27 protein-coding genes are annotated in these 21560 nt (G+C 40.8%); 18 read left to right on the plus strand and 9 right to left on the minus strand.

Annotated features, from left to right (window positions below; genetic code table 11):
• Positions 1-6: 6 nt before the first annotated feature.
• Positions 7-720 carry a purine-nucleoside phosphorylase gene (locus IC007_RS12030; protein WP_149528826.1) on the minus strand — a complete coding sequence of 238 codons (714 nt, stop codon included), beginning with the start codon at positions 718-720 and terminating at the stop codon, positions 7-9.
• A 77-nt stretch (positions 721-797) separates the two neighbouring features.
• Here IC007_RS12030 and IC007_RS12035 point away from each other — a divergent pair, with 77 nt between their 5' ends.
• The 3 genes from IC007_RS12035 (at position 798) to IC007_RS12045 (ending at position 2393) form a co-directional block, all read left to right on the plus strand.
• Positions 798-1247 carry a hypothetical protein gene (locus IC007_RS12035; protein ID WP_054845833.1) on the plus strand — a complete coding sequence of 150 codons (450 nt, stop codon included), beginning with the start codon at positions 798-800 and terminating at the stop codon, positions 1245-1247.
• Positions 1248-1321: 74 nt separating this feature from the next.
• Positions 1322-1522: a hypothetical protein gene (locus IC007_RS12040; protein WP_054845834.1), complete on the plus strand. Its 201-nt coding sequence runs from the start codon at positions 1322-1324 to the stop codon at positions 1520-1522.
• Positions 1523-2027: 505 nt separating this feature from the next.
• Positions 2028-2393, plus strand: coding sequence for a hypothetical protein (locus tag IC007_RS12045; RefSeq protein WP_232048930.1), 366 nt, complete (start codon positions 2028-2030; stop codon positions 2391-2393).
• A 243-nt stretch (positions 2394-2636) separates the two neighbouring features.
• Here IC007_RS12045 and IC007_RS12050 read toward each other — a convergent pair whose 3' ends face one another.
• The 3 genes from IC007_RS12050 to thrS form a co-directional block, all read right to left on the minus strand.
• The gene (locus IC007_RS12050; protein WP_232048931.1) at positions 2637-2984 is read right to left on the minus strand and encodes a hypothetical protein; all 348 of its coding nucleotides are present in this window, start codon (positions 2982-2984) and stop codon (positions 2637-2639) included.
• Between the two features lie 251 nt (positions 2985-3235).
• Complete coding sequence (locus IC007_RS12055; RefSeq protein WP_149528827.1) at positions 3236-3694, minus strand: methylated-DNA--[protein]-cysteine S-methyltransferase; 459 nt, start codon at positions 3692-3694, stop codon at positions 3236-3238.
• On the minus strand, positions 3688-5295 hold the full coding sequence (gene thrS, locus IC007_RS12060; RefSeq protein ID WP_054845861.1) for a threonine--tRNA ligase: 1608 nt from the start codon (positions 5293-5295) through the stop codon (positions 3688-3690). The genes IC007_RS12055 and thrS overlap by 7 nt, the downstream gene beginning before the upstream one ends.
• A gap of 40 nt (positions 5296-5335) precedes the next feature.
• Here thrS and IC007_RS12065 point away from each other — a divergent pair, with 40 nt between their 5' ends.
• From IC007_RS12065 to sucD, 4 genes are read left to right on the plus strand one after another with little or no spacing between them, the layout of a single operon-like run.
• Positions 5336-6268, plus strand: a complete 933-nt coding sequence (locus IC007_RS12065) for a UDP-N-acetylglucosamine--N-acetylmuramyl-(pentapeptide) pyrophosphoryl-undecaprenol N-acetylglucosamine transferase (RefSeq protein WP_149528828.1) — start codon at positions 5336-5338, stop codon at positions 6266-6268.
• Positions 6225-6932 (plus strand): endonuclease III domain-containing protein, encoded by a 708-nt coding sequence (locus IC007_RS12070; protein ID WP_232048932.1) that lies wholly within the window; start codon positions 6225-6227, stop codon positions 6930-6932. Before IC007_RS12065 ends, IC007_RS12070 begins: the two co-directional genes overlap by 44 nt.
• Positions 6913-7932, plus strand: coding sequence for a succinate--CoA ligase subunit beta (locus tag IC007_RS12075; RefSeq protein ID WP_149528829.1), 1020 nt, complete (start codon positions 6913-6915; stop codon positions 7930-7932). The genes IC007_RS12070 and IC007_RS12075 overlap by 20 nt, the downstream gene beginning before the upstream one ends.
• Positions 7929-8768, plus strand: a complete 840-nt coding sequence (gene sucD / locus IC007_RS12080) for a succinate--CoA ligase subunit alpha (RefSeq protein ID WP_084739708.1) — start codon at positions 7929-7931, stop codon at positions 8766-8768. Before IC007_RS12075 ends, sucD begins: the two co-directional genes overlap by 4 nt.
• Before the next feature lie 3 nt (positions 8769-8771).
• Here the strand turns inward: sucD and IC007_RS12085 are convergent, their stop codons facing one another.
• On the minus strand, positions 8772-9752 hold the full coding sequence (locus IC007_RS12085) for a hypothetical protein (RefSeq protein WP_054845838.1): 981 nt from the start codon (positions 9750-9752) through the stop codon (positions 8772-8774).
• Positions 9753-10112: 360 nt separating this feature from the next.
• Between IC007_RS12085 and IC007_RS12090 the strand changes: the two genes are divergently transcribed.
• Positions 10113-10463 (plus strand): hypothetical protein, encoded by a 351-nt coding sequence (locus IC007_RS12090; RefSeq protein WP_054845839.1) that lies wholly within the window; start codon positions 10113-10115, stop codon positions 10461-10463.
• 643 nt (positions 10464-11106) lie between these two features.
• On the opposite strand, the gene IC007_RS12095 is transcribed toward IC007_RS12090, so the two are convergent.
• Positions 11107-11601 carry a 3-isopropylmalate dehydratase small subunit gene (locus IC007_RS12095; RefSeq protein WP_370685212.1) on the minus strand — a complete coding sequence of 165 codons (495 nt, stop codon included), beginning with the start codon at positions 11599-11601 and terminating at the stop codon, positions 11107-11109.
• Complete coding sequence (locus tag IC007_RS12100; RefSeq protein WP_054845841.1) at positions 11601-12851, minus strand: 3-isopropylmalate dehydratase large subunit; 1251 nt, start codon at positions 12849-12851, stop codon at positions 11601-11603. The genes IC007_RS12095 and IC007_RS12100 overlap by 1 nt, the downstream gene beginning before the upstream one ends.
• 104 nt (positions 12852-12955) lie before the next feature.
• On the opposite strand from IC007_RS12100, the gene bluB reads away from it, so the two are divergent.
• The 3 genes from bluB (at position 12956) to IC007_RS12115 (ending at position 14157) form a co-directional block, all read left to right on the plus strand.
• The gene (gene bluB / locus IC007_RS12105) at positions 12956-13618 is read left to right on the plus strand and encodes a 5,6-dimethylbenzimidazole synthase (RefSeq protein ID WP_149528831.1); all 663 of its coding nucleotides are present in this window, start codon (positions 12956-12958) and stop codon (positions 13616-13618) included.
• A 69-nt stretch (positions 13619-13687) separates the two neighbouring features.
• Positions 13688-13927, plus strand: a complete 240-nt coding sequence (locus IC007_RS12110; protein WP_149528832.1) for a three-fingered domain-containing protein — start codon at positions 13688-13690, stop codon at positions 13925-13927.
• A 41-nt stretch (positions 13928-13968) separates the two neighbouring features.
• On the plus strand, positions 13969-14157 hold the full coding sequence (locus IC007_RS12115) for a hypothetical protein (protein WP_054845843.1): 189 nt from the start codon (positions 13969-13971) through the stop codon (positions 14155-14157).
• 404 nt (positions 14158-14561) lie between these two features.
• Here IC007_RS12115 and IC007_RS12120 read toward each other — a convergent pair whose 3' ends face one another.
• Positions 14562-15248 carry a nucleotidyltransferase family protein gene (locus IC007_RS12120; RefSeq protein WP_054845844.1) on the minus strand — a complete coding sequence of 229 codons (687 nt, stop codon included), beginning with the start codon at positions 15246-15248 and terminating at the stop codon, positions 14562-14564.
• Between the two features lie 146 nt (positions 15249-15394).
• Here IC007_RS12120 and IC007_RS12125 point away from each other — a divergent pair, with 146 nt between their 5' ends.
• The 4 genes from IC007_RS12125 to IC007_RS12140 all read left to right on the plus strand — a co-directional run bounded on the left by IC007_RS12125 (position 15395) and on the right by IC007_RS12140 (position 17603).
• Entirely contained in the window at positions 15395-16123 is a 729-nt protein-coding gene (locus tag IC007_RS12125; RefSeq protein WP_054845845.1) for a hypothetical protein, read from the plus strand.
• 377 nt (positions 16124-16500) lie between these two features.
• Positions 16501-16968 (plus strand): hypothetical protein, encoded by a 468-nt coding sequence (locus IC007_RS12130; protein WP_054845846.1) that lies wholly within the window; start codon positions 16501-16503, stop codon positions 16966-16968.
• Between the two features lie 33 nt (positions 16969-17001).
• Positions 17002-17313, plus strand: coding sequence for a hypothetical protein (locus tag IC007_RS12135; RefSeq protein WP_149528833.1), 312 nt, complete (start codon positions 17002-17004; stop codon positions 17311-17313).
• Complete coding sequence (locus tag IC007_RS12140; RefSeq protein ID WP_149528834.1) at positions 17283-17603, plus strand: hypothetical protein; 321 nt, start codon at positions 17283-17285, stop codon at positions 17601-17603. Before IC007_RS12135 ends, IC007_RS12140 begins: the two co-directional genes overlap by 31 nt.
• Here IC007_RS12140 and IC007_RS12145 read toward each other — a convergent pair.
• The gene (locus tag IC007_RS12145) at positions 17600-18301 is read right to left on the minus strand and encodes a hypothetical protein (protein ID WP_054845849.1); all 702 of its coding nucleotides are present in this window, start codon (positions 18299-18301) and stop codon (positions 17600-17602) included. The genes IC007_RS12140 and IC007_RS12145 overlap by 4 nt on opposite strands.
• Before the next feature lie 771 nt (positions 18302-19072).
• On the opposite strand from IC007_RS12145, the gene IC007_RS12150 reads away from it, so the two are divergent.
• From IC007_RS12150 to IC007_RS12160, 3 genes are all read left to right on the plus strand, one after another.
• A complete protein-coding gene (locus tag IC007_RS12150; protein WP_162302147.1) occupies positions 19073-19534 on the plus strand; it encodes a PaREP1 family protein in 462 nt (153 codons plus the stop codon).
• 209 nt (positions 19535-19743) lie between these two features.
• A complete protein-coding gene (locus IC007_RS12155; RefSeq protein ID WP_149528835.1) occupies positions 19744-20379 on the plus strand; it encodes an aspartate racemase/maleate isomerase family protein in 636 nt (211 codons plus the stop codon).
• On the plus strand, positions 20357-21289 hold the full coding sequence (locus IC007_RS12160) for a hypothetical protein (RefSeq protein WP_054845851.1): 933 nt from the start codon (positions 20357-20359) through the stop codon (positions 21287-21289). The genes IC007_RS12155 and IC007_RS12160 overlap by 23 nt, the downstream gene beginning before the upstream one ends.
• The last annotated feature ends 271 nt before the right edge of the window (positions 21290-21560 follow it).

Below are 21560 nucleotides of genomic sequence, written 5' to 3' on the forward strand. Positions count from 1 at the left end.
TTAGTGCTAGACCTTAATCAAGACATCTAGTATAGCCTTAGCCCCTCTTTGAACTCTCTCCTCAAGCTCTTCCTTGCTAATCCATTTAGACTCTCCCGTTAAAGTATCGCTTATCACAACCACTGCACCGCTCCTAACTTTCCTCATTTTTGAAAGGAAGAACAGTGTCGCACATTCCATCTCAACGGCTATGTTTCCCTTAGATGCCCACCTAGAAACGAAGCTCTCGTCCTCCGCGTAAAACGCATCACTACTGAACACGTTCCCCGCATGGAAAGGAAGTTTAGATGATGAAAATGAGGAGAAAAGCTCCTTTGTGATCTCAAAGTCTGGGGTCGAAGCTACAGACGAGTTATCCCTCATATACTGGTAAAAAAGTCCTCCAGGGTTATACGACGCCCCTGTGACTACTACGTAGTCCCCTATCTTCACTTCCGCTAGGAAAGACCCAGCAGTTCCGTACCTGACGAACTTCCTTCCGCCCAGCATAATGAGTTCCTCCAAGACTATAGCCATTGAAGGACCTCCAATGCCATGAGTGGCAATGGACACGTCTACCCCTCTGTATTTCCCCGTGTATATCAAGTATCCTCTGTTCTCGTTAACTAGTTTAGCTTCCTCAAGAAGGCTGGAAAGTAACTTTACCCTGCCTGGGTCTCCAGCCATTAATACCCTTTCAGCCACTTCCCCTTTCTTAGCTAACAGATGAACTGGATTCACAGTGTAAACTCAATTTGAGGAAAATAACGCTAACTAGCCATTTTAAAGTACAGACGGGATATTTAACATGGAATGAATTGAGCATTGCGATCAAGTCATGGGACGAAAAACTAAGCTTAAGAGTGAGAAATCTTGACCTTGAATTAGAGAATGAGGAGATAAGGGAGATAGTGAACAAAGTGAAAAAGATAGACCTAGGGATTAGGGAGTCTCAGCCTAAGGTAAGCAATGAAATATCTGAGTTCTGTTTCTCTTTCCCCAATATTGAAGTGAAGTTACTGGTAGACTGGACATCACAAGATACTAAATGTTTGATAAACGGAAAGGATGCATTCCTTAGTAGACTGTCCTGTTTCGGAGTGGAATGTACGTCACTGGGAATAATGTTCTCCAGAGATGTACAATTCCTCATTTTCTCTTTAAACGAGAGGAGGGCATTCCTCCATATCTTAGTTCTAGATATTAATTCGTTTATTAATGAGATAATATTCTATAAATTAAACAAGAAGTTTAAAGTGGCTGACTAATTCTTAAAGTAGTTGTCCACTTTTTAAGGGAGTTGTGGAAAAGTTTTAAAAAGAGAGAATGAAACTTCTATCTTATGAAAGAGAGAGAAGTAGAAGCTAAGAGATTAGTTGGTAAGAAGACAGTCAGAGGTAAGGTCTACGAATACGAATACTATACTTTACCGCTCAACCTTTACATACCGAAATCGATGGTGGAGAAATTCGGAACTAAGTTCTCTTTACATTACGACGAAGACAGCGGTACTATAACACTCAGACCTACCGATCTGAAATAATTTATTTTCTTTCATCACAAAGATAATTTTTGATTTTAATTTTAGGCTCGGTATTACCAGATCTCGCTTATTTTGTATATCGTAGAACTCTATTGATTTCATCGGTGGAGAAACAAATAAACGTAGACGGCTTTAAGCCTCATCATGATAAACTCTTTTTACTCTAGGTGTTGTAAAGCTTCTCGAACTCGCTTGACCGCAGAAAAGGACAAAAAAAGTAAGGAAAAATAAGGACATGTAGGTTTTCCTCTCACCTTATCTTATAGAGCTACAGTATTTACTATACAGTCGTTAACTTAAATCGAGTTGTCATAAGCTCCTTAACTCTAAGCGAAAGCCCAAAAACTCAAATCCGTGAAAGAACTCCAAGTTAGGGAAGTTAGTCTTGAGGAAAAGCTTACGTTAGTCCACCTCCCGTATCTATATAATACTTTGCAGAAATAAACAATGGTAATTCTATAGACAGGAAGACAACAGTTATAATGTACGAGGAAGACCTAATCAAATGGAAAAATCGAATATGGAAAGAATAGTTAGAATCCCTCACTTTTCCAAAGACGGGAAACAGCCTAAGACTATGGAACTTTTGCTGGTAAGACCGACTACCAACACTAAGGGGTATATAGATGAAGGGAGGCTTGTATTGATGGTAGACGATGGAGGGAATAGAGTGGGCTTCCAATTGACTATAGCTGAAGCGTCATTGCTTTACCAAAGGTTGGGATATGCTCTAGGAATTCTTGCAGAGGATTTTCATAAAATGAATAAAGACAGGAAACCTTCTGCATCATCGCCAAGAAGACCAGGAAGGGAGGATGAACCCAGCCAAGACGAGTATAGCGACGATTACATGGACATGGATAAAATCTAGCTGTATGACGTGAATGAAAGACGTCTAGTCATACTTCATCAGACTTTAAAGGGCAAGGGAACTTCCTATTAGCGTCCCACTTTAAGGTGTCAAGTTTCATACAGACCTGAAATAAATCTTATCTTTTAAGGTTTGACAAGTATAAAAATAAAAGGTTGAATACTTTTAAAATGCTCAAACTTATAGTTAAAAACTATTAGCATATTTAATATATATTTTAAAAATTAGTCGTATTACCAGATGTTAAGGTTTGAACACCATGTCGTATATAAGAAATACAGCAATTATGGTATAAAAAATAGAAACAAATCTCATCTTCTTGAGAAAATCTGTAGAATGCGCTATCTTATAATGGTACCATTCGCCTACTGCTAGCACGGGAGCCAGTGCAAAGGCTGGGTACACCCAATCTGGCATACCTAACTCGATCCACATAAAAATTCCAGATATAGCGAGAGCAAACAGTGAAATTATCTCAACTATTACAAGTTTCCTGTATGCTTTCAACATCTTCTCTGTTGCCTCGCCCTCAATTGCCATCATGTAATAAGCCCCTGTGGTAAGCCCACCCCACCCTATGAGACCAAACATATGAATGAAAAACAAGACATGGTATAGCATGATAGTAAATGAGAGAAATTGCACTTAAAATGAGTGTAATATTCTTTAAATCATCAATTAAAAAGTCAGGTGATGATAAGGCACATAACTTTTAGCAAAAACGAGAGGAGTTTTTAATATAAGTTGTTTTTCCATTTCCTTTTCTTTCTTTTTTCTCCTAATTTAACTTGAAATAATAAGACTAGTCCTGATTCGTCAAAAAAAGTAGAAAAAAGGATGTTCTATTCAGAAGGGATCTTCACTCCCTCTAATTCAAGCAACTTCCTCTTGAGCTCAACGCCTCTTGAATAGCCTCCTATCCCTTTCTCTGAAATCACTCTGTGACAGGGTATTACAAGGAGTATGTTGTTCTTCGACAGCGACGAACCTACAGCCCTAGGTGATGTCGACATTTCATCAGCTATCTGCTTATACGTCCTGACTTCTCCCCACGGTATCTTCATGACTTCCTTGAAGACTGAAAGCCTGAAGTGGTTTCCTCTGATGCTAACCCGTTCTCTAAGGTCTACCCTTTCACCCTGAAAGTACAGATCTAGCTTGTGAAAGAAATCGCTGAAACTCTCATTATCGAGCGCAGAAGGCTCATAACAGTCACAGAAGTCGAGCATCACTAAACCTTTGTCGTCCTTAGCTACGGTTATATCACCTAATGGGCTCTTGTACACCCCGTATATCATGATCTTAGTCTCTCCAAGGCAGTTTGGTTCACATCCCTTCTGCTTATCTCACCTTTTACCTCATTTACTGCAGAAACTAGAGGAACTCCTCTAATTTCAACGTTGTTTCTCCCCCTCAAGGTGACCTTAGATTCAGACGCCTCCTTCTTCCCAACTATTACGATGTAAGGGACTCCATCGTCGTAAGATCCCTTTATCCTTTTTGAAAGGGTCTCTGAGGAGTCATCCAGATCAACTCTTATCCCCTGACTGGAGAACTCCTGCATCACCCTCCTTGCGTATTCCTGAACCTCTGAGGTTATGGGTATCACCCTAACTTGTACGGGAGAGAGCCACGTCGGCATTTTACCCCTGAAGTTCTCGAGTAGGATAGCGAGGAAACGGTCTATGGATCCGAAGATCGCCCTATGTACCATTACGGGTCTCCTCTTCTCCCCGTCACGATCAACGTATTCTAACTTGAACCTCTCTGGTAAGTTGAAGTCCACCTGTATAGTCGATAACTGCCACGATCTGCCTAGGCTATCTTTTATCTCAAAGTCGAGTTTAGGACCGTAGAATGCCCCCTCTTTCTCCTTGACTTCGTAAGGCTGTTTCAGCGATTTGAGGGCGTTCTCGAGGGAAGAGGTCGCCTTCTCCCACTGCTTATCAGTTCCAATGCTCTCGTCAGGACGTGTACTCAAGTAGATCTTCACGCTGTCCTTACCGAAGCCGAACATGGATAGGACTTCTAACGTCTTAGACACAAGAAGCTTCACTTCCTGTTCCAGCTGGTCCTCCATTAAGAAGACGTGGCCGTCGTCTTGAACGAAACCTCTGACTCTCAAAAGACCGTATAGCTCGCCCTTATTTTCCCATCTATATACGTGTCCGAACTCAGAGAACTTTATTGGAAGTTCTTTGTAACTTCTGGACCTACTCTTGTAGATGAGGATATGTGCAGGGCAGTTCATTGGCTTTATCCCGAGTTCGTCGTCCTCGTGGTTGAAGATCAACATTTTGTCCTTGTACAGCTCGTAATGTCCACTTATCTTCCAGAGCTCCGATCTGTAAACGTGGGTCGTGTATACCTCGTTGTATCCCATTGAAGAGTTGACCTCCCTCATGAAGTTCATCAGCTCGTTCCTTATGACTTGGCCATTAGGATGATATAACACAAGACCTGGACCAGACTCCTCATGGAAACTGAAGAGATCCAACTTCTCTCCAAGTATCCTGTGGTCGATCTCTGATACCTTCTCTAGCCAAGAGAGATAGTCCTTTAACTGCTCCTCCGAGGAGAAAGCTACACCCCTTATTCTGACCAGCTGCCTGCTGGGGTCAGGGTGATGGACTGAGATGTTTAAAATCTTGAAATGGGAGGGAGTCTCGTTTGAGGGGGAGACTTCAGCATTAACTTTGACGTCAACACTACCTTCTGACTTCACCTTTTCTATAAGCTTATCAGCTTCATTCATGGTTATTGACGTCTCGCTCTCGACGTCAACGTAGAAGTCCCTCTCTCCCAAGCCTACCTCTACCGGATGATAACCTGCATCTTTTAGTGCCTTAGCGTAAAGCAGTCCTCCCTTAAGCCAGAGAGGTTTGTAATTGTTGTTTGACATATCCATAACGCATTTTATGTAGAAGTTTAAAAAACACTCGTTGAAGATTCTAGTAATAGCGAGCGGAGGAGGGCACACGGGTTATGCCCGTGCCGTAGCTCAGTACCTTCCTTTTAAGGCAGATTTCGCAGTCCCAAAGGGAGACAAGTGGTCAATAGAAGTCCTGAGTGAATATGCGTCGAGGATCTTCGAAGTAACCAAAGCAAGAGGTCCTAAGGACGGACTGGGGGCTCTTCTGAGAAACTCCCTTAAATCCATAAGCGAGAGCTTATCGTTGGAGAAATACGACGTCGTGATAGCCACAGGTAGTAATCATTCCCTCTTCGTTGCACTTACCACTAAACTGAAGGGCTCAAGGGTTTTCGCCATAGAGAGTCAGGACAGAATAGTTACTAAGGGAAAAGCGGTGTCTCTACTATCCAGATTCTCGGAGAAAGTCTTCGTTCACTGGGAAGAGCAGAGATCTCTTTACCGTAACTCATACGTGACCGGTCCTATAGTGGAGAAACCCAGATACTCTCCAAGGGACTCAGGATACGTGCTAGTAACTGCAGGTACCATGGGTTTCCCTCGTCTTTTCAAAGAGGTCTCCAAGACTAAAGGCTTCGACTTCGTGGTACAGACAGGTCAGGTTGAACCTTCCACCGTGACTGCGTCCAAGGTATTCTCATTCGATCCGGACATGGAGAGAATAATAGCAAATGCATCAATTGTAGTTACGCATCAAGGGAAGACAGCCATGGAATCTGTGGTAATGTACAGGAAACCCACGGTGATAGTTTACAATGCAGACTGGACTAAAGCTGCGACTAAGGAAGATACAAGACTTTACGCTAAGATCCTGGGCGCAACGTTCTTGGACGATCCCTCAACCTGGAAAGGGGGAGAACTGACCAAAGCTTTATCCAATCCCATGGAGCCTAAACAATATGGGCCGGGGACGGGAAAACTCGTCGATTTCATATTACGTTGAAAGAATGCTTTCCATTTTCCTTGAGAACAGACAATTGATCACGGAGAAAGGTTGGATCGTATCAGATCCAGAGTCCCCTAGATGGTGGGGAGGACTGGAAAGCTATGAAGAGATAATCATTTCGTCAATACTTGTTCAGATGACCAGGTGGGAAACCGTGGCTGAAGTGATAGAAAACATGAGGCAACGAGGTTACACTAACATTAGAAGTCTCGCCTCTCTCAGCGAGGATGAGATCCTTTCCATCATAAGAAAGGTTAACTTCAGCAGGACCAAAGCCAAGAGACTGAGGGCTTTGGCTATTGAGGCGTCGAAGTACCCCACATTGAAGGAATTCGTTAAGTACGGGCTGAGGGATCTTGAGGGAATAGGGGACGAAACTTACTACTCCCTTCTGCTCTTTGTAGGCAACGAAACGCAGTTTCCTCCCTCAGAGTACGGTAGCAGGGTAATGAGTAGGGTCACCTCAATGAGGATACCAAAGAGCAGAGTGAGGGAAACTATAGAGTCAAACCTTGAGAGGGACCTCTTCAAATACAAGTTATTCCATTCAGGTCTAGTAACGGTTGGAAGAACCTCGTGCTTTAAGGAACCTAAATGCGGGAAGTGTATACTTAAAATGATTTGCAAACTAAACAATAATAATGAAGCTTTACGAATATGAGGGAAAAATTCTATTCAGGAAAGTGGGAATAAAGACTCCCAACTCCCTTTTGGTGCCTCCGGCAAATGACCTCCCTAAAGGGAAGGTAGTCGTGAAGGCCCAGCTTCTTGAAGGAGGGAGAGGTAAGAGAGGGCTCGTGAGAATAACTGAGGACGCCTCAGAGGCCATAAAACAGATGCGCGAAGAGGGTGTGGAGAAGTTCCTGGTTGAAGAGTATGTGCCCCACGAATATGAATTCTACCTTTCATGCATGGTAGACAGGGACTCCCAGGAGCCGATGTTTGCAATCGGAAAGGGCGGCATAAATGTGGAGGAGGAAGGGGACATCAGAACCCGGGTAGTCTCCATGGAGAGAGGAGTGAGGTTCTTCGACGCGCTAGAGGTTTCAAAGTTCATGAAGGCAAACCCAGAGGAGGTAATGATGGTAATGCGTGGGTTGTACGAACTCGTACTAAACTACGGTGTGGAACTTGCAGAGATAAATCCCTTGGCTGTGAAAGATGGAAGTTTGATCGCCTTAGACTCCAAGGTAATCATAGAGGATAATTCACTGATCAGGATAGGGGAGACTCTCAAGTCTTTAGGGATACACGTTGAGAGACCGTCTGCGTACGTGGAACTTGACGGTGATATCGGCATAATAGGTAACGGTGCAGGACTCACTATGGCAACCATGGACATGGTGAAGATTGCGGGAGGATCTCCTGCCGACTTCCTAGATGTCGGTGGTGGAGCTGACAGAAACCACGTGAAGGAGTCGATGTTGAAGGTGTTGAGGAATCCCAAGGTGAAGAAGGTGATCGCAAACATATATGGAGGAATTACAAGGTGCGATGAGGTTGCTTTAGGTGTTGTGGACGCCTTAAAGGAGATAAACAAGCCCGTGTATATCAGGCTCTCAGGAACAAACGAGGAACAGGGGGAGAGAATTCTTGAGGAAAACAACGTGAAGGTCTACCACGATGTACCAAAAATGATAGGTGATGCTCTACGCTCGTGAACAAGGATACTAAAGTCCTAGTTCAAGGTATAACTGGCAGGGAAGGGTCGTTCCACACCAGACTAATGAAATCATACAGCACTAAGATAGCAGCAGGAACTTCTCCAGGAAAGGGAGGTACCCAAGTAGAAGGAATACCAGTATACGACACTGTGGAAGAAGCCGTCAAGGAACACGAGATAGATGCCTCAATAATCTTCGTACCAGCGTCTAACGCTGCAGATGCCATTGTAGAAGCCGCAGATTCCAACATCAAGTTGATCGTGACTATTACGGAACATATACCCGTCATAGAAACCTTGAGGGCAGTGAGGTATGCTAAGTCTAGGGGATCATCCGTTATAGGGCCGAACTCTCCGGGGCTCATTGCCCCAGACGAGACCATGATCGGGATAATGCCGAGTAGGGCGTTCAGGAAAGGAAGAGTGGGTATAATATCCAGGTCTGGGACTCTGACATATGAAGTAGCTGAGGTACTCAAAGACAGGGGCCAGTCATTGGTTGTTGGGATAGGCGGGGATCCTATAATCGGAAGCAGCATGCTTGACTTAGCTAAAGAGATGGAGGCTGACCCACAGACTGATAGCATAGTAGTCATAGGTGAAATAGGAGGGATCATGGAGGAGAGGCTTGCATCAGCCATAGCCAGAGGAGAGATAAAGAAGAAAGTGGTAGCCTACATGGCTGGAATGACAGCGCCGAAGGAGAAGAGGATGGGACACGCTGGGGCAGTGGTTTACATGGGAATGGGTACATTCCAAAGTAAGATAGAGGCATTCAAAAGAGCTAACGTGAAGGTAGCTAAGACGCCGTATGAGATACCCGAAATGATCTAAAAACTATGACCTTGTCTTCCTTCTCCTAAGGAATAAGATGAGCAGAAGAACGACAATTATCGCCACAGGTATTATAACGAAGTATAACTGTTGAGGCTGTGAATTCCCTATCTGTTTAGAAGAGACTGACACACCTACTCCTTGAGAATGAGAGAAGAATACTACAGTCATGTTTCCAGGATATGGGTAGTCTATAAGCAACAATCCTGAATTTGGAAGGTAGAAAGCTTGGAACGGAAAACTTGTAGAGGAGTTCCCAACGTAACTTACTGAGTTACCCGTAACAGCAATGTAGTAAGGTGTCCCATTAATTTCAACTTCGGATATCTCGCTAAGTCTAACGCTTGAAGTAGTGTTAAGAATTAACACCGCAAATCCCTTATCTGAGACGCTCATATCAAGGAAATTCTGCTTTCCAATTCTCTGTTGACCCACGCTAAATTTAGCATCGGGAGATGCCGCAATAAAATTACCGAATTTAGAAGACCCTTGAACTAAATTACCTTCATACTCATTGTAAACCCCGTGATATCCATTTTCGATAAGAGGTGGAAGTTCTTTCATGTAGAAAGACTCGTTCAATGGAGATACACCTTGTTGAGGTGGGCTGTAAAGCAGTTTCCCTTGTAACGGTATCATGTACTGTAGATCAAAGTACGAGAAACTGCTCCCATTGACTACTTCCAGTGCGGGGAATCCATTATATTCTGTGAACTTAACGTTTGGGTGCGAATAAAGATCCCCGCTGAACTCTGAACACCACATTGAATAATATGACGGGTAGTTAGAAGAGTTCAGCTTCAAGTGACTAGTATAGTTTATTATTTCGTCCTTTACGGTGTAATTTCCACTCAGCGTAACATTTTTCCCATTCCATAAGGAGTTGATGTCCACCACAACGTAATCATGGTTTACAGTCCCAGACAATACATATGGCATGACGACTCCAACTGCTAGGAAGAGGAAAATCGATTCCTTTATCATTGAAGTCTTTGGAGAATATAGAATAAAAAAGCCTTTTCAGAAGTCACGTGATCTATCATGAGTGCACTCTCCTTAACGGTTGGAAATTGCATCTCTGGGAGAGATGTTGGGCAAGCAACTCCCTTCAAGTTCATTTTTCTCTACCATGCCTTAATCGTTCTCACAGAAGATACAGGAAAACGTGTGTAAAGTTCCACTCATCTCTTCATATTCAGGATAGATCATTAAATAGTTCTTGTTTGAGATTAAAAGGGATATAAAGGAAAAAATCAAAAATCTAAGAAACACTAGTAATGTTTAAGAAAAGGATTGATCAATGTGAAGTTAAATTAATTAAAGATTAGATAGAATGGTAATGTTGTGCAAAAGAAAGCTATAGCTTTTTCAGATGACGGATATTACATAGTAGAGATTAACGGAGAAGAGGTTATGTTTAGAAGAGCAAAAGAGCTCGATTTCTTATATTACGTATCATTCTTGTCTCTTCTGCCTATAGTCATAGTGTATGCCTTAACGTCTACGACTTGGGTACTGGGCTTAATTTTCCTTCCTTTCCTGTTTTATCTAACCTATCTCAGGTTAGCGTTGACTAAGTTCACTCCAGAGAACGTATCTAGACTATTGTCAGTTGAAACTAAGAAGAACATTATTAAGATAAATTCCGAGGCTAAAACTTTCATCATGCAAAAGGGTAGGCACTATAGGCTATAAATTTGTAATATATAAAATTAATAGTAAATTTTAGTTTGCTTTAAAAAAAATTTATAAAGAGTCTAAGAATTGCAAATAATAATCGCTTTACATAATTTAGAGAAATTTTATATCTAAAGATTTAAAATTTGTGAATAAGACTACTTTCTTTTCGTATCCCCATAAAATAGAGAATTAAATCTCCCATGCAAGGCAGAGAACACTCTTACAAAAAGTGTTTGATATCCCTTTATCATAGCTAATTCTGTAAAAAATATAATTAAAAAATATATTATATCTAAGGGGAAATGAGAAAGCAGAATTGAAACTTCTTCGCCGTAAACTAGACGAGTTACGCTTATACCTACATTATAATCTAAAAGCGAAAAAAGCAGGGAGAGCAGAACGAATGTAATCTTTCTCATGCTTAAAAACTAAGTAAATGTATAGATTTATCCTTAATTTTCTCGATCTAGCCACGTTCAAGATCCGAAATTTTCAATCAGGAAAGGAAAGAGTTATCTAGCTTCTGTCAGCTATGAGGGATTTCTGTTCCTCAATTTCCGTTAAGGCTAACAATGTGTTCAGTCATGAAGGATAAAAACGTAACTTAAGATAATGGGTAGACAGCCCCTATGGAAATGTTAAAAAGAAAACTTTCGGGTCAATTCGTTGATTTCACTGAAACTCTCTTCAAATAGTCTATCAGACTTCCAGTGTTCAATATCTCAAGTGCCATTCCCGTTATACCTTTACCCTTCAGCACCTTTCCATTAACCTTAACCTCACCAGTTTCCACGTTCACTGTGACCATATCTCCTTCGTTGATCTCCTTCGTTACGTTTGGTACCGTAATTACGGGAAGTCCGTTATTGATAGCGTTCCTATAGAATATCCTGGCAAATGACTCAGCCACAACTGCTTTCACTCCGGCAGCCTTGAGTGCCATTGCAGCTTGTTCTCTAGAGGAACCCATACCGAACACTTTACCGGCCACCAGTATCACTCCCTTAGAAGCCTTCTTGTGGAACTCGGGGTCTAGGGGTTCCATTGCATGCTCTGCGAGATATTTAGGATCAGTGTATTTTAGGTATCTAGCAGGTATTATGATGTCTGTATCTATTTTGTCCCCGAACTTCATTGCCTGACCTTCTACCATCACATCACATCACCAGGGGAGGATATCTTTCCTTCTACTGCAGAAGCTGCAGCTACAGCTGGACCTGAGAGGTAAGTTTTGGACTCGTTGCTACCCATCCTTCCGCGGAAATTCCTTGAGCTTGTAGAGACTATCACTTCCCCAGGTCCTGCAACGCCAAAGTGACCTCCTAAACAAGGTCCGCAGGTTCCGTAAGTTATAATGCACCCTGCTTCGAACAAGGTATTTATATATCCTTTCTCTAGCGCTTCCTTAAACATCTCGTATGATGCAGGTATCGCTATACATCTGCTCTTGACTTTCTTTCCTTTCATTATCTTTGCGGCTACTTCAAAGTCGCTCAACCTCCCGTTAGTGCATGAGCCTATGTATACCTGATCTACGGGAGTGCCCTGAACTTCACTTACAGTCTTTACGTTATCTACGCTGTAAGGTGCTGCAACCAAGGGTTCCATCTTGTCTAGCTCTATAGTGTAGTTATCTTCATACTTAGCGTCGTTATCAGGAGTTACCAGCTTAGGTTCGTAACCCCTCATCTGTTTCACATATCTGACAGTCTCAGAGTCTGGAATAAACATGAGTGCATCTGCGTTCATCTCTATCCCCATGTTGGAGGCGGTGGCTCTATAGTCCATCGGGAAAGAGGAGGGATCCTTGACTTCTACCTCTATTGATTTACCGTTAAAGTACTCAGCCTTAAAGTCCCCAAGTAGTTTCAAGGCAACGTCCTTACCGCTTATCCACTTAGCTGGCTTTCCCTCCAGCGTTACCTTAAACGATGAGGGTGCAACAAGCCACGTCTTCCCGGTGATTGCAGCTGCGGCTATATCGCTTGCCCCCATACCTTGAGCGAAGGCTCCTAAAGCACCTGAAGTGGTCGTGTGGCTATCAGCTGCAACTATCACTTGTCCAGGCTGGGCGTACTTCTCGACTAAAAGCTCGTGCAGTATGCCAACGTTTATGTCATGGAAGTTGGGTATCTTCACGTCTTTGACGAACTTCCTTATATTTCCCTGAATCTCCGCGCTCCTTATATCTGGAGGAGGAGCTAAGTGATCGAAAGCTACCACTATTTTACCTTGGTCGAATACCTTTACCATCCCCGCTTTCTCCATAACTTCTATGACGTGATATCCCGTTAGATCATGGAAAGCTACGATGTCAACGGATGCCTCTATCACGTCACCTTGGGTCACGGGCTTCCCAGAAGCTCGAGACAGTATCTTTTCAGTTAGTGTCTGACCTGACATCACCTATAGTTTCTTTGAAGGGAAAATAAATGTTTCTTACGTAAGAAAAACTTGTGGTATGGTTTTCAGTTCGATTTTTTAAGCTTGGATAAGCTATCCTTATGATGGAGCTTTACGACGCAATAAAGAGGAGAAGAGACGTAAGGTCGTTCTATAAGAACGGGACGATAAGCGACGAAGTCCTAGCCAGGATACTGATGGCAGGTCATCTAGCTCCCTCGGTTGGATTTTCCCAGCCGTGGAACTTCATTGTAATTCGCGATGAAGAAAAGAGAAGGAAGATAAAAGAGCTAGCCCTTGAAGAGAGGGAAAGGTTCAGGGAGGAGCTTCCAGAGGACAGGAAGAAAATATTCGATAACGTGAAAATAGAGGCAGTTCTGGACACGCCATTGAACATAGCAGTTACATGCGACCCCACTAGGTTCGGCCCTCACGTTCTGGGAAGGAGGACAATACCAGAAACGTGCCAATACAGCTCAGTCTTGGCTGTGGAAAACATGTGGCTCGCTGCAACGAGTGAAGGAATAGGAATGGGATGGTTATCTTTCTTTAGAAAAGAGGACGTTAAGAAAATTCTGGAAATTCCTGAACATGTAGATCTAGTTGCATACCTCACTTTAGGACCAGCAGACATACCTGAAAGACCAGAGCTTGAAATTTTCGGGTGGGGAAAGAGAATGAGGCTTTCAGAAGTAGTTAATGAAGACTCTTGGGGAAAGCCTCCAAGGAAAGAGTTAATAGACAAGTTAGACAACATAAGAATATAGCGAGCTAGTAGAGTTTAGACGCAAAAGAAGAAAATATTAATAAATGCTGGTAATAAAATACTATCGTTTATGATAATCTGTTTTCACGGAAGCAAATATTTCCTATCACAAGAGGGGTTCTTTAGAACCGAAGATGGTGACTGTGATGTTTTAGTAGTGCAATCAATGGAAGAGGCTAAACGTATGTTAGACAAAGGAGCATTAAAGAAAGGAGAGAAAATTGAGATCTGTGATAATAACGAGGAAGTCTGTATGGAAGAAATAAGAAGGAAGTTGTTCAGAATAACTAAATCATGTAAGTTCTCTTAGTTTCGGTTAAGGCTCCGATATACTTTATTATCCGTGAAATCATGGAGACCGATCTAAAGCTGGTTAAAGCAGTATTAGACGTAGTTAAAGAGAGCCTCCCTGAGGACTGTGATGAGATCATAGAGAAAGTGAGTAAAAGAATAGTGAAGGATCTAAAAGATAAAGGTGCTGAAAGGGCAATGATGGAATGGTACGGAATCACAGAGGAAGATTTGAAAATGATAAGATAAATAAAAATTTTTGTTTTATTTGGAAAAACTTTTTTCTTATATACAGTATATAAAGTGTATAATAGAGATAAATCAAATAACTTGTACTAGTTCTTGCTTTACGGCTCCACTTCATTACATCATCGCACTTAGATGCCTCCGAATACTAAAACATCTATACCGTCATTCCGGCTTTTGGACTCTCATGCGTAATTCTTTATTCCCTGAAATCAGTTAAGAACGAGATACATCTTACAAAACTTAGCTTTCCGATTTCTCTAATGCTTTCCCGACATAGAGGTTATTAATAAGTATAATTTTTAAAGGTATATTTGAATACTATTTAAATACAGCACAATACCAACCTTCAGAAAGAAATCCTTCGCTCCTTGTTGGGATTCACCGATTTAAGTTCCTAAAAAAATTCAGGATGGAATCACTTGAGGCAGCTCGCTTGAAGCTTCCTCTATGTCCTTTAGCGTATCTATAGACCTCCAATAGACATCCTTGAATTTAGCACCCTTCAATTGACCAGCCTCTGCGAGCTTAGGGAAAGTTGCTTTTTCTACATCCCCTCTATCAGGAAGCAAATCAAATATCTTTGGAGACATCATATAAACTCCGGCATTTATCATGTAGTTCTCTAGCACAGGCTTTTCCCTGAAGCTGGTTATCAATCCGTCTTTAGTTTCTACTATTCCGTACGGGCTTTTCAGAGGTACCAAAGCTATTGTTGCAACGCTTTCCTTTACGTCCATCTTCGAGAAGTCCAAGTTGGTCACTACGTCACCGTTAGTCACAATGAACTCATTTTGCTCTCCTAGGATTTCCTTAACCTTCTTCAACGCTCCTCCAGTCCCAAGGGGTTCTTCCTCAATAGAGAAATAAGCTGATATCTTCAACCTCTTCTCGTTCTTGCTCACCCATTCAGCTAGGACATCCCACTTGTAACCTGTAAGGAAAATGAAGGATGAAATACCATACCTCTTGAAGTGGAGTATCTGCCACTCAATAATCGGTTTTCCCGCGACCTCTATCAAAGGCTTTGGTCTGTCATCTGTAAGAGGCCTAAGCCTCTTTCCAAAACCTCCTGCCAAAATTACAGCGTGCATAACCTTAAATATATTGTTCAGTTTAAAAATTTTTTGGAGATAGTTTTATTTCGTTAAAAAGAGTTTGTATTAGTTTTCATACATATTAAAGATAATACATGGCAGTGGCTTCTTTCTTTTATATCATGTAAATCGCAATTAGGTTTATGACAAGAGAAGTAAGTCTGAAATACGATTCTACTGGTATATTGCATAAGCTAGCGGATCCATTCGTAGTCACCAGCATCTTAGGTCATGTCAGGCTAATTATGGAAAAGGAGGACGATGAGTTCAAATCCTTCGATAGAGTTACATCGTCGTCTGACGTTTTCAGAGTCATATTTGAGTTCGGTAACCCTTTTTCGAAGTTATTAACTTCTTCTGGAGAATTACAGAGGAAGGTAACGCCAAGTTCGATCTCATATAAGATGAACCCTGAAGATAACGTGTTTTCTATCAGTACAAACTTCGTCATAGAGAAAGGAAAGCTAAGAATTATAAATAGTGTGAAGTACCTCTCGCCCCAAGCTGTAAACTACATAGGTATGAAAGAGGATGAACTAGAACTACATTTAATAGAAGGTCATTTAATTCCTTATTTCAAGTTCTTCAGCGGAAATGAAGAGGATGAATACGTTCTATTGAAAACAGCTGAGGGAAACTTATGTAGTCTAATCGCATCAATGGGAGAATTAAGGAAGACTAACTATATCTATAAGATAGTTATCGCATCGCCTAAAATTAACACAGTGCTTCACATTCAAAAGGACAGTGTAAAAGTGGAGGGGAATATAGGAGAATCTTCAGTTTCCTCTATGAAGCAACTATTAGAGGAGATCATGACAAGGTGTTGTAATGGAACTATCAAGATCTTTATGAAATTAGATTTCAGATAATACAAGATTAATTTTAATATAATTTTATATTATTTTTAAAATGTAGTTGCAACTATTTTGTAAATCTTATTATAAACTATCTTACGTTCCATCCTGAAGGTTGAGCTTTCGACCTTTTACAAAGCTTATTATTGAGTTTCTGCTTCTAAAAATTTTATGACTAAGAAAATAAACTTTATGTTCTATTATTAACTTAATTAGGTTAATTGGAAATAAGATTAGAATAGACTAGTTTCAAATTGTTGCTGTAAGTTCGGAACGTGGATCAACAACGTCTTAGCTTATACTATATTTATATTAAAATTATTTTCCTTTTTTATAGAAAAAGACTTAGTTTTGAAGAAAAGAATATATAGAATAAAAAGGAAGTTTAGTTTATGAGTGATATAGAATCCACTCTTGCAAAACTAAGGAACGTATCTATAGGAATCTTTGGAGCCTCTTCTTTCATCGCGCTAGTGATGAGTATCCTTATATTCGAGGGAATATCATTCAGTATTAACGAATCATATTCTACCGCTGGTAGAGTAAGTATTCCATACAACGGCGCTCCCATTATCATAGCTTCATTCCTCATATTTTCTTCAATATTCAGTATAGCAATGATAATAGCGACAGAAATACTAATAACTAGACTATTTAAATATTCAGTAGCTACATCGTTCTTAAGTATAATTGCAGTAATGTCTTATCTGTTCCTTAATTACTTTAGGGCTGCCTCAAGCCCTTACGCCTTATCCATAAAACCAATGATTGAAATCACAGCCCCTATAATTATAGTGCTGGACTTATTATCAATATTTATCATTTATTATATAAGAAAGCTAGAAAGAGGAATCTCATAATGTGAAGAACTCTAGGCCAAAAAAGTGAGGCTAATGATAGTCAAAGTGGAGATAGAGTGGCATAAAGCTAAGGAAATAACTTTCCCGTTTACTTTCTGGAAAGACGTAGTTTTGATAATAAAAACCATTGATAGGGTAGTTGCAGTTGACGTATGCAGGGAAGAGCTAGGTAAATATAAACCTCCTCTCAGAGCCAGAGTTTTCTCGTTCTACTACGAAATAGGGAAAGTAAGCGAAGGCGACACTAAGTATTTAGAATGTATAGCTAACCAATTACAAGACAAGTTGAACCCGTATATCAAGAAGCAATTTAATTGCAACCAAGAGGTGACGATACTATTATAGACCAAAAGAAGTTCGTAGAATGTTTAGGAAAGGTAGTTTACGTCAAAGAGATTAGCCCATTAGAGATTGATTTCGAGATAACGGGAAAGATTCTGCTGAAAGGGAAAATGAAAATCACTCCTGGAATATCTGAGACAATTGAAATAATCTTCAAGAGCCCTTATGGAAGGGGGACTATAATGGAGTGTAAGAACGATGTTGTAGTGAAATACGAGGGTGTCATGGGAAATGAGATGAAGAGAAAAATTGAGGAATGCGCATCGCTTTCCTTAGTAAAGAAAGTAAGTTAGATTTGCACTATTTTCTCAACTCTATGGGCTACGAGACCTCCTATTACGCCTGCTATCCAAATGAAAGCTAGGCCGGCTTCTACCTTGAATATTACAGCCTGCCAATCCACTACTGCACCGTAGATGAATGGCCTATAAAACGCATCATAAATTAGGGGATCTGGCAAAGCCCAGAGCAGAGAGACCAATCCTCCCTCAATTGCAGCTATAATTTTGGAAGGCTTTGATCCTAACCCGAAGAGAGTTCCTCCGGTCACAGACACCAAGAGATCTAGGAATAAGCCGTAAGTTAAAGCTTCATAGAAGAAGTATAAGGGTTGTCCTCCGTAACCGTAATGAAATTGATCAGATAGCAAGGTAAAAACTAGCAAGGATGCCATTCCTGCTCCCGTCTTTCTTACCATTCCAACTATTACCATCAGGATTACCATTCTTCCCCAGAAACCTGGGTCTATGTAGGTTGCAGCTCCTGCAGGAACTAGTTTGTCCACAAATGTTCCTATGTAGAACTCCCACACAGTTCCAAGCGCGCCTCCAATTCCTATGTAAACCCAATCTAGAGTACTGAAGCTCTTGACTGTACCTCTCTTCTTCCCTATGAGAAAAACAAGCAGAGGAGCTAGTATGTAATATGCTACAACTACCTCCCAGGGAATCTCTCCAGCTACGTCTGTCAATCCCTTTATACCGTTAAACATATGCTAGGATTTCTTAGTATGGCTTTATATTTTTCCTATATAGATATTTAGGTATTATATAGACAAATATAACATTTATTGAACTATATTTTGAAAATAAGGTTATCTATAGAATTTCTCTCAAGGAAATTAGATCAACAATACACGCTTCTCTTAAGATATTCTAATTCTAACCTAGAATTTAGCGTGGAGAATTTTTCTTTCACATTAATATATATGAAAAACTCGGTTAAAATTTTAGGATAGGCTAATATGAGAAGGGTCTTCTCTGTTTAAAATGCCACTTATGAAATTAAAAATAAATTTTAACTAAAAAATATTAAATATATAATATTAAATATATATAAGAAAGTCAGAATACACTTTTATAATATTCAGATCCTCAAAGACGGACTAATGTCCTTTTTACTCCTTTTAAACATTTCGTGAAATACTCCGACCCACGGATAGTTTCCCACTTTACTACTCCACCTTACTAACAAATCTGAAGTTCTAAGCTGAGGTCGTTTCTACCTGATCTTAAATGACGCTCAATTTCCCATATGAGACTGAAACAGAAGCATATCACATCAATCTCTTAGGGGCGTCCCGGTGACGCTTGCCCCGTCTGTGACTGTCATTGAAATATACGTGATACTTGTTGTATTTATCCTTTGCTATAAAGGGGCTATCCATCCTCACCCTTGCGGATGGGGTCTTCAACCCCCTTTGAACCCCCAAGATAAAAACCATTTTTATCTATTGATTGGAGGAGAACAGAGGTGTGGAGTTTTGAGCGAAATTATATATAATTTCATCAAGAAGGCTTCAGAAGATCAAAGGAAAAACGAAGAAGAGTTCCTTGTAGATCTTCTTCTATCGGCTAGAACGTCGGGTACAGATAACCTACTTTTAAAATTGATTGATTACCACTTAAAAGAAGGAGAAAAAGAGGAAGGGAAAGGAAACCTGATTGAGGCTGGAGAGAACTATTGGTTATCTCTATCTTATACCCTTAAACTTGTTGCTCTTAAAGAGAATCTGGAGATCAACGACTATCCATCGTATTATAGCTTGGTAGAGTACCTCTCATATAGGACTCAAGATCCATCACTGATAATAGACTTCGTGAATGCTGAGAAGCTTCACGGAGAATATCATCCAAGACCTCAAGGAGAGGGCTTCGATATTAGAAGGGATCATGTTATAGCTCTTATACGTAAAATAAAAGAAAATATTCTCAAAATACAATAGAAAATTAATTCATTCTCCTTTAGCTCTCTCTTCAAGAAACACGAAAACTATGCCATTCAATTAGAACGAAGATATTTAACACCTCTTGAGAGGAAGGAAATCTCAGGCTAATTTAAAATAACTTGCGTATACTTCTTAAGTTAAGCGTTATATTGTAGGTAAAATGAAAGATGGAAAGTGTTTTTGTTTACTATTTAAAATTTCATGACATGAAGGTTTCTTTGATAATCTCTTCCGAGAACTCAGTGCTGGAAAACGACATAAAGAACGTCTTGAACCACGTTAAGGTGTTCTATATGAAATACGTTCCTGGACATGGAGAGAGTGAGCGTGAAAGACGCAAGGCATTCGACGAGCTTTCAGGGATGAAAGGAGAGATAGAAGACGCTGACGCAATAATTTACGCCAGGTCTTATGGGGTTTTCTCTAAAAGAGGCTGGGAGGAATTTAGGAAGTTCTTCTCAATTCCTTTAGTCATCTCCACTGAAGCTATAATAAAAACTTTGAAGAGGCATGACACAAGGAACGTTTTCCTCGTAACACCTTATAATCAGTTCAGACACGACTTCGAAGTGAAGTGGTTGAGGGACTTGAAGTTTAAAGTGGTAGGTTCAGTGGCACTCGGTAGAACTGGAGGACCTGCGATAGCTTCTACCCCCCATGATCTGGTCATAGACGCTGTAAGTATAGGCCACAGGAACCCTGAGGCGGATTCAATATATGTTGCTTGCACAATACTCTCCACGATACCAATTTTAGATAAACTAAAAGGAGAAAAACCGGTAATTACAGCAGCATCAGCAATACTGGAGGAACTGGAAAATGTGCGACAAAGAGGTAGCTAAGTCCATTTTCGACAAGTGCAAATTAGACGAGTGCAGGAAAGCAGTTAAGTTCTTCACCGACGACCTTTGCCAAACCAGAAGACAGACGCTTGATATTATAGATAACGTACCTAAAGGGTGGAGCGGGCTCTACAAGACGGTAAGGTCCTTCCTCAAGGATAGCAAGTCGTTATTTAAAGGGTTCGTTTTTCAGGACGAGATAGAAGTACTGATAGACAACGGATACATCAACGCTTTGAAAGGAAACTTACACTCAGCAGAGGAGTCCAATAGGTTCTTGATGGAGAGGATATTTCTTTCAATTTTCATAGAGAACACAACGAGGGATTACGAGGAGATCCTGCAAAGAAGACTATGGCACAAGATGGTAGACTCAGGATATACAATACTCCACTTCGGGGAAGTTATGGGAAGGCTCAAGAAAGCGACCGGAGGAAAACCACCGCTTAATGAGGAGACTATTTACCTCGTAGGTAAGCCTGTCTGTAGGAAACATTTGGAGTATCCTCAGTTTTCCAGACACATAGAGGACCTGCCGATACAAGAGAGGCTAAAGTGCAGGTGCGGGAAAGACGCTGACTACATGACCTTGGCAATGCCGAAAGTGAGCGCTCTAATAGGAATAGGCTGTTACATCCTGGGGTATCCGAGCGAGAGATTTGAGAACATATACTCCAACATCTCCAGGATCATTCACCCTTATGGGCTTGTGAAAGTTGAGAAGAGTAAGGCTGTGTTATTGTGGTTTAGAGACTATTTCATGATAGTGTCAGAGCTGGAGAAGGCTATCCAGTCAAAAGGAAACAAGCAAACTGACTTTCAAGAGAAAGAAAGAAAAGATGAAAAAATAGAGAAGAAAAAGAAGAAAGGGAGAAAAAATAATCCCAAAAAGAGAAATAGAAAGAGATAAACCATTAATTATTAAATATATATTTGGGAGAGAGATAATTTATTATTTTATTAAGTTATTTTTAAATGGCATTTCAACTGAATTGCATGCTATCTTTAATATAAATTAAAGAATAGCAAGGAATTATTTACTCAAGTTTATGAATCGCTGACTCCTCCCCGCCCTAAAGGGCGAGGGTTCCCTTCCAGAGTGGCTCATCGTTCCCACCATCTATTCGGGATTACATCTCTCATTTGGTGGGCAGTCAGGGGTAGCCAGAGAGCCCCCCACT

Source organism: Sulfuracidifex tepidarius, from assembly GCF_008326425.1.
In the GTDB taxonomy this organism is placed as follows: Archaea; Thermoproteota; Thermoprotei_A; order Sulfolobales; family Sulfolobaceae; genus Sulfuracidifex; species Sulfuracidifex tepidarius.

Excerpts from the sequence above, each read along its gene's own strand:
- thrS (WP_054845861.1), bottom strand. The coding sequence starts at position 5,295 with ATGTCAAACAACAATTACAAACCTCTCTGGCTTAAGGGAGGACTGCTT.
- bluB (WP_149528831.1), top strand. The coding sequence starts at position 12,956 with ATGGAGCTTTACGACGCAATAAAGAGGAGAAGAGACGTAAGGTCGTTC.
- IC007_RS12160 (WP_054845851.1), top strand. The coding sequence starts at position 20,357 with ATGTGCGACAAAGAGGTAGCTAAGTCCATTTTCGACAAGTGCAAATTA.
- IC007_RS12095 (WP_370685212.1), bottom strand. The coding sequence starts at position 11,601 with ATGGTAGAAGGTCAGGCAATGAAGTTCGGGGACAAAATAGATACAGAC.
- IC007_RS12110 (WP_149528832.1), top strand. The coding sequence starts at position 13,688 with ATGATAATCTGTTTTCACGGAAGCAAATATTTCCTATCACAAGAGGGG.
- IC007_RS12115 (WP_054845843.1), top strand. The coding sequence starts at position 13,969 with ATGGAGACCGATCTAAAGCTGGTTAAAGCAGTATTAGACGTAGTTAAA.
- IC007_RS12155 (WP_149528835.1), top strand. The coding sequence starts at position 19,744 with ATGAAGGTTTCTTTGATAATCTCTTCCGAGAACTCAGTGCTGGAAAAC.
- IC007_RS12040 (WP_054845834.1), top strand. The coding sequence starts at position 1,322 with ATGAAAGAGAGAGAAGTAGAAGCTAAGAGATTAGTTGGTAAGAAGACA.
- IC007_RS12125 (WP_054845845.1), top strand. The coding sequence starts at position 15,395 with ATGACAAGAGAAGTAAGTCTGAAATACGATTCTACTGGTATATTGCAT.
- IC007_RS12100 (WP_054845841.1), bottom strand. The coding sequence starts at position 12,851 with ATGTCAGGTCAGACACTAACTGAAAAGATACTGTCTCGAGCTTCTGGG.
- IC007_RS12045 (WP_232048930.1), top strand. The coding sequence starts at position 2,028 with ATGGAAAAATCGAATATGGAAAGAATAGTTAGAATCCCTCACTTTTCC.
- IC007_RS12135 (WP_149528833.1), top strand. The coding sequence starts at position 17,002 with ATGATAGTCAAAGTGGAGATAGAGTGGCATAAAGCTAAGGAAATAACT.
- IC007_RS12145 (WP_054845849.1), bottom strand. The coding sequence starts at position 18,301 with ATGTTTAACGGTATAAAGGGATTGACAGACGTAGCTGGAGAGATTCCC.
- IC007_RS12085 (WP_054845838.1), bottom strand. The coding sequence starts at position 9,752 with ATGATAAAGGAATCGATTTTCCTCTTCCTAGCAGTTGGAGTCGTCATG.
- IC007_RS12050 (WP_232048931.1), bottom strand. The coding sequence starts at position 2,984 with ATGTTTGGTCTCATAGGGTGGGGTGGGCTTACCACAGGGGCTTATTAC.
- IC007_RS12120 (WP_054845844.1), bottom strand. The coding sequence starts at position 15,248 with ATGCACGCTGTAATTTTGGCAGGAGGTTTTGGAAAGAGGCTTAGGCCT.
- IC007_RS12070 (WP_232048932.1), top strand. The coding sequence starts at position 6,225 with ATGGGCCGGGGACGGGAAAACTCGTCGATTTCATATTACGTTGAAAGA.
- IC007_RS12075 (WP_149528829.1), top strand. The coding sequence starts at position 6,913 with ATGAAGCTTTACGAATATGAGGGAAAAATTCTATTCAGGAAAGTGGGA.
- IC007_RS12130 (WP_054845846.1), top strand. The coding sequence starts at position 16,501 with ATGAGTGATATAGAATCCACTCTTGCAAAACTAAGGAACGTATCTATA.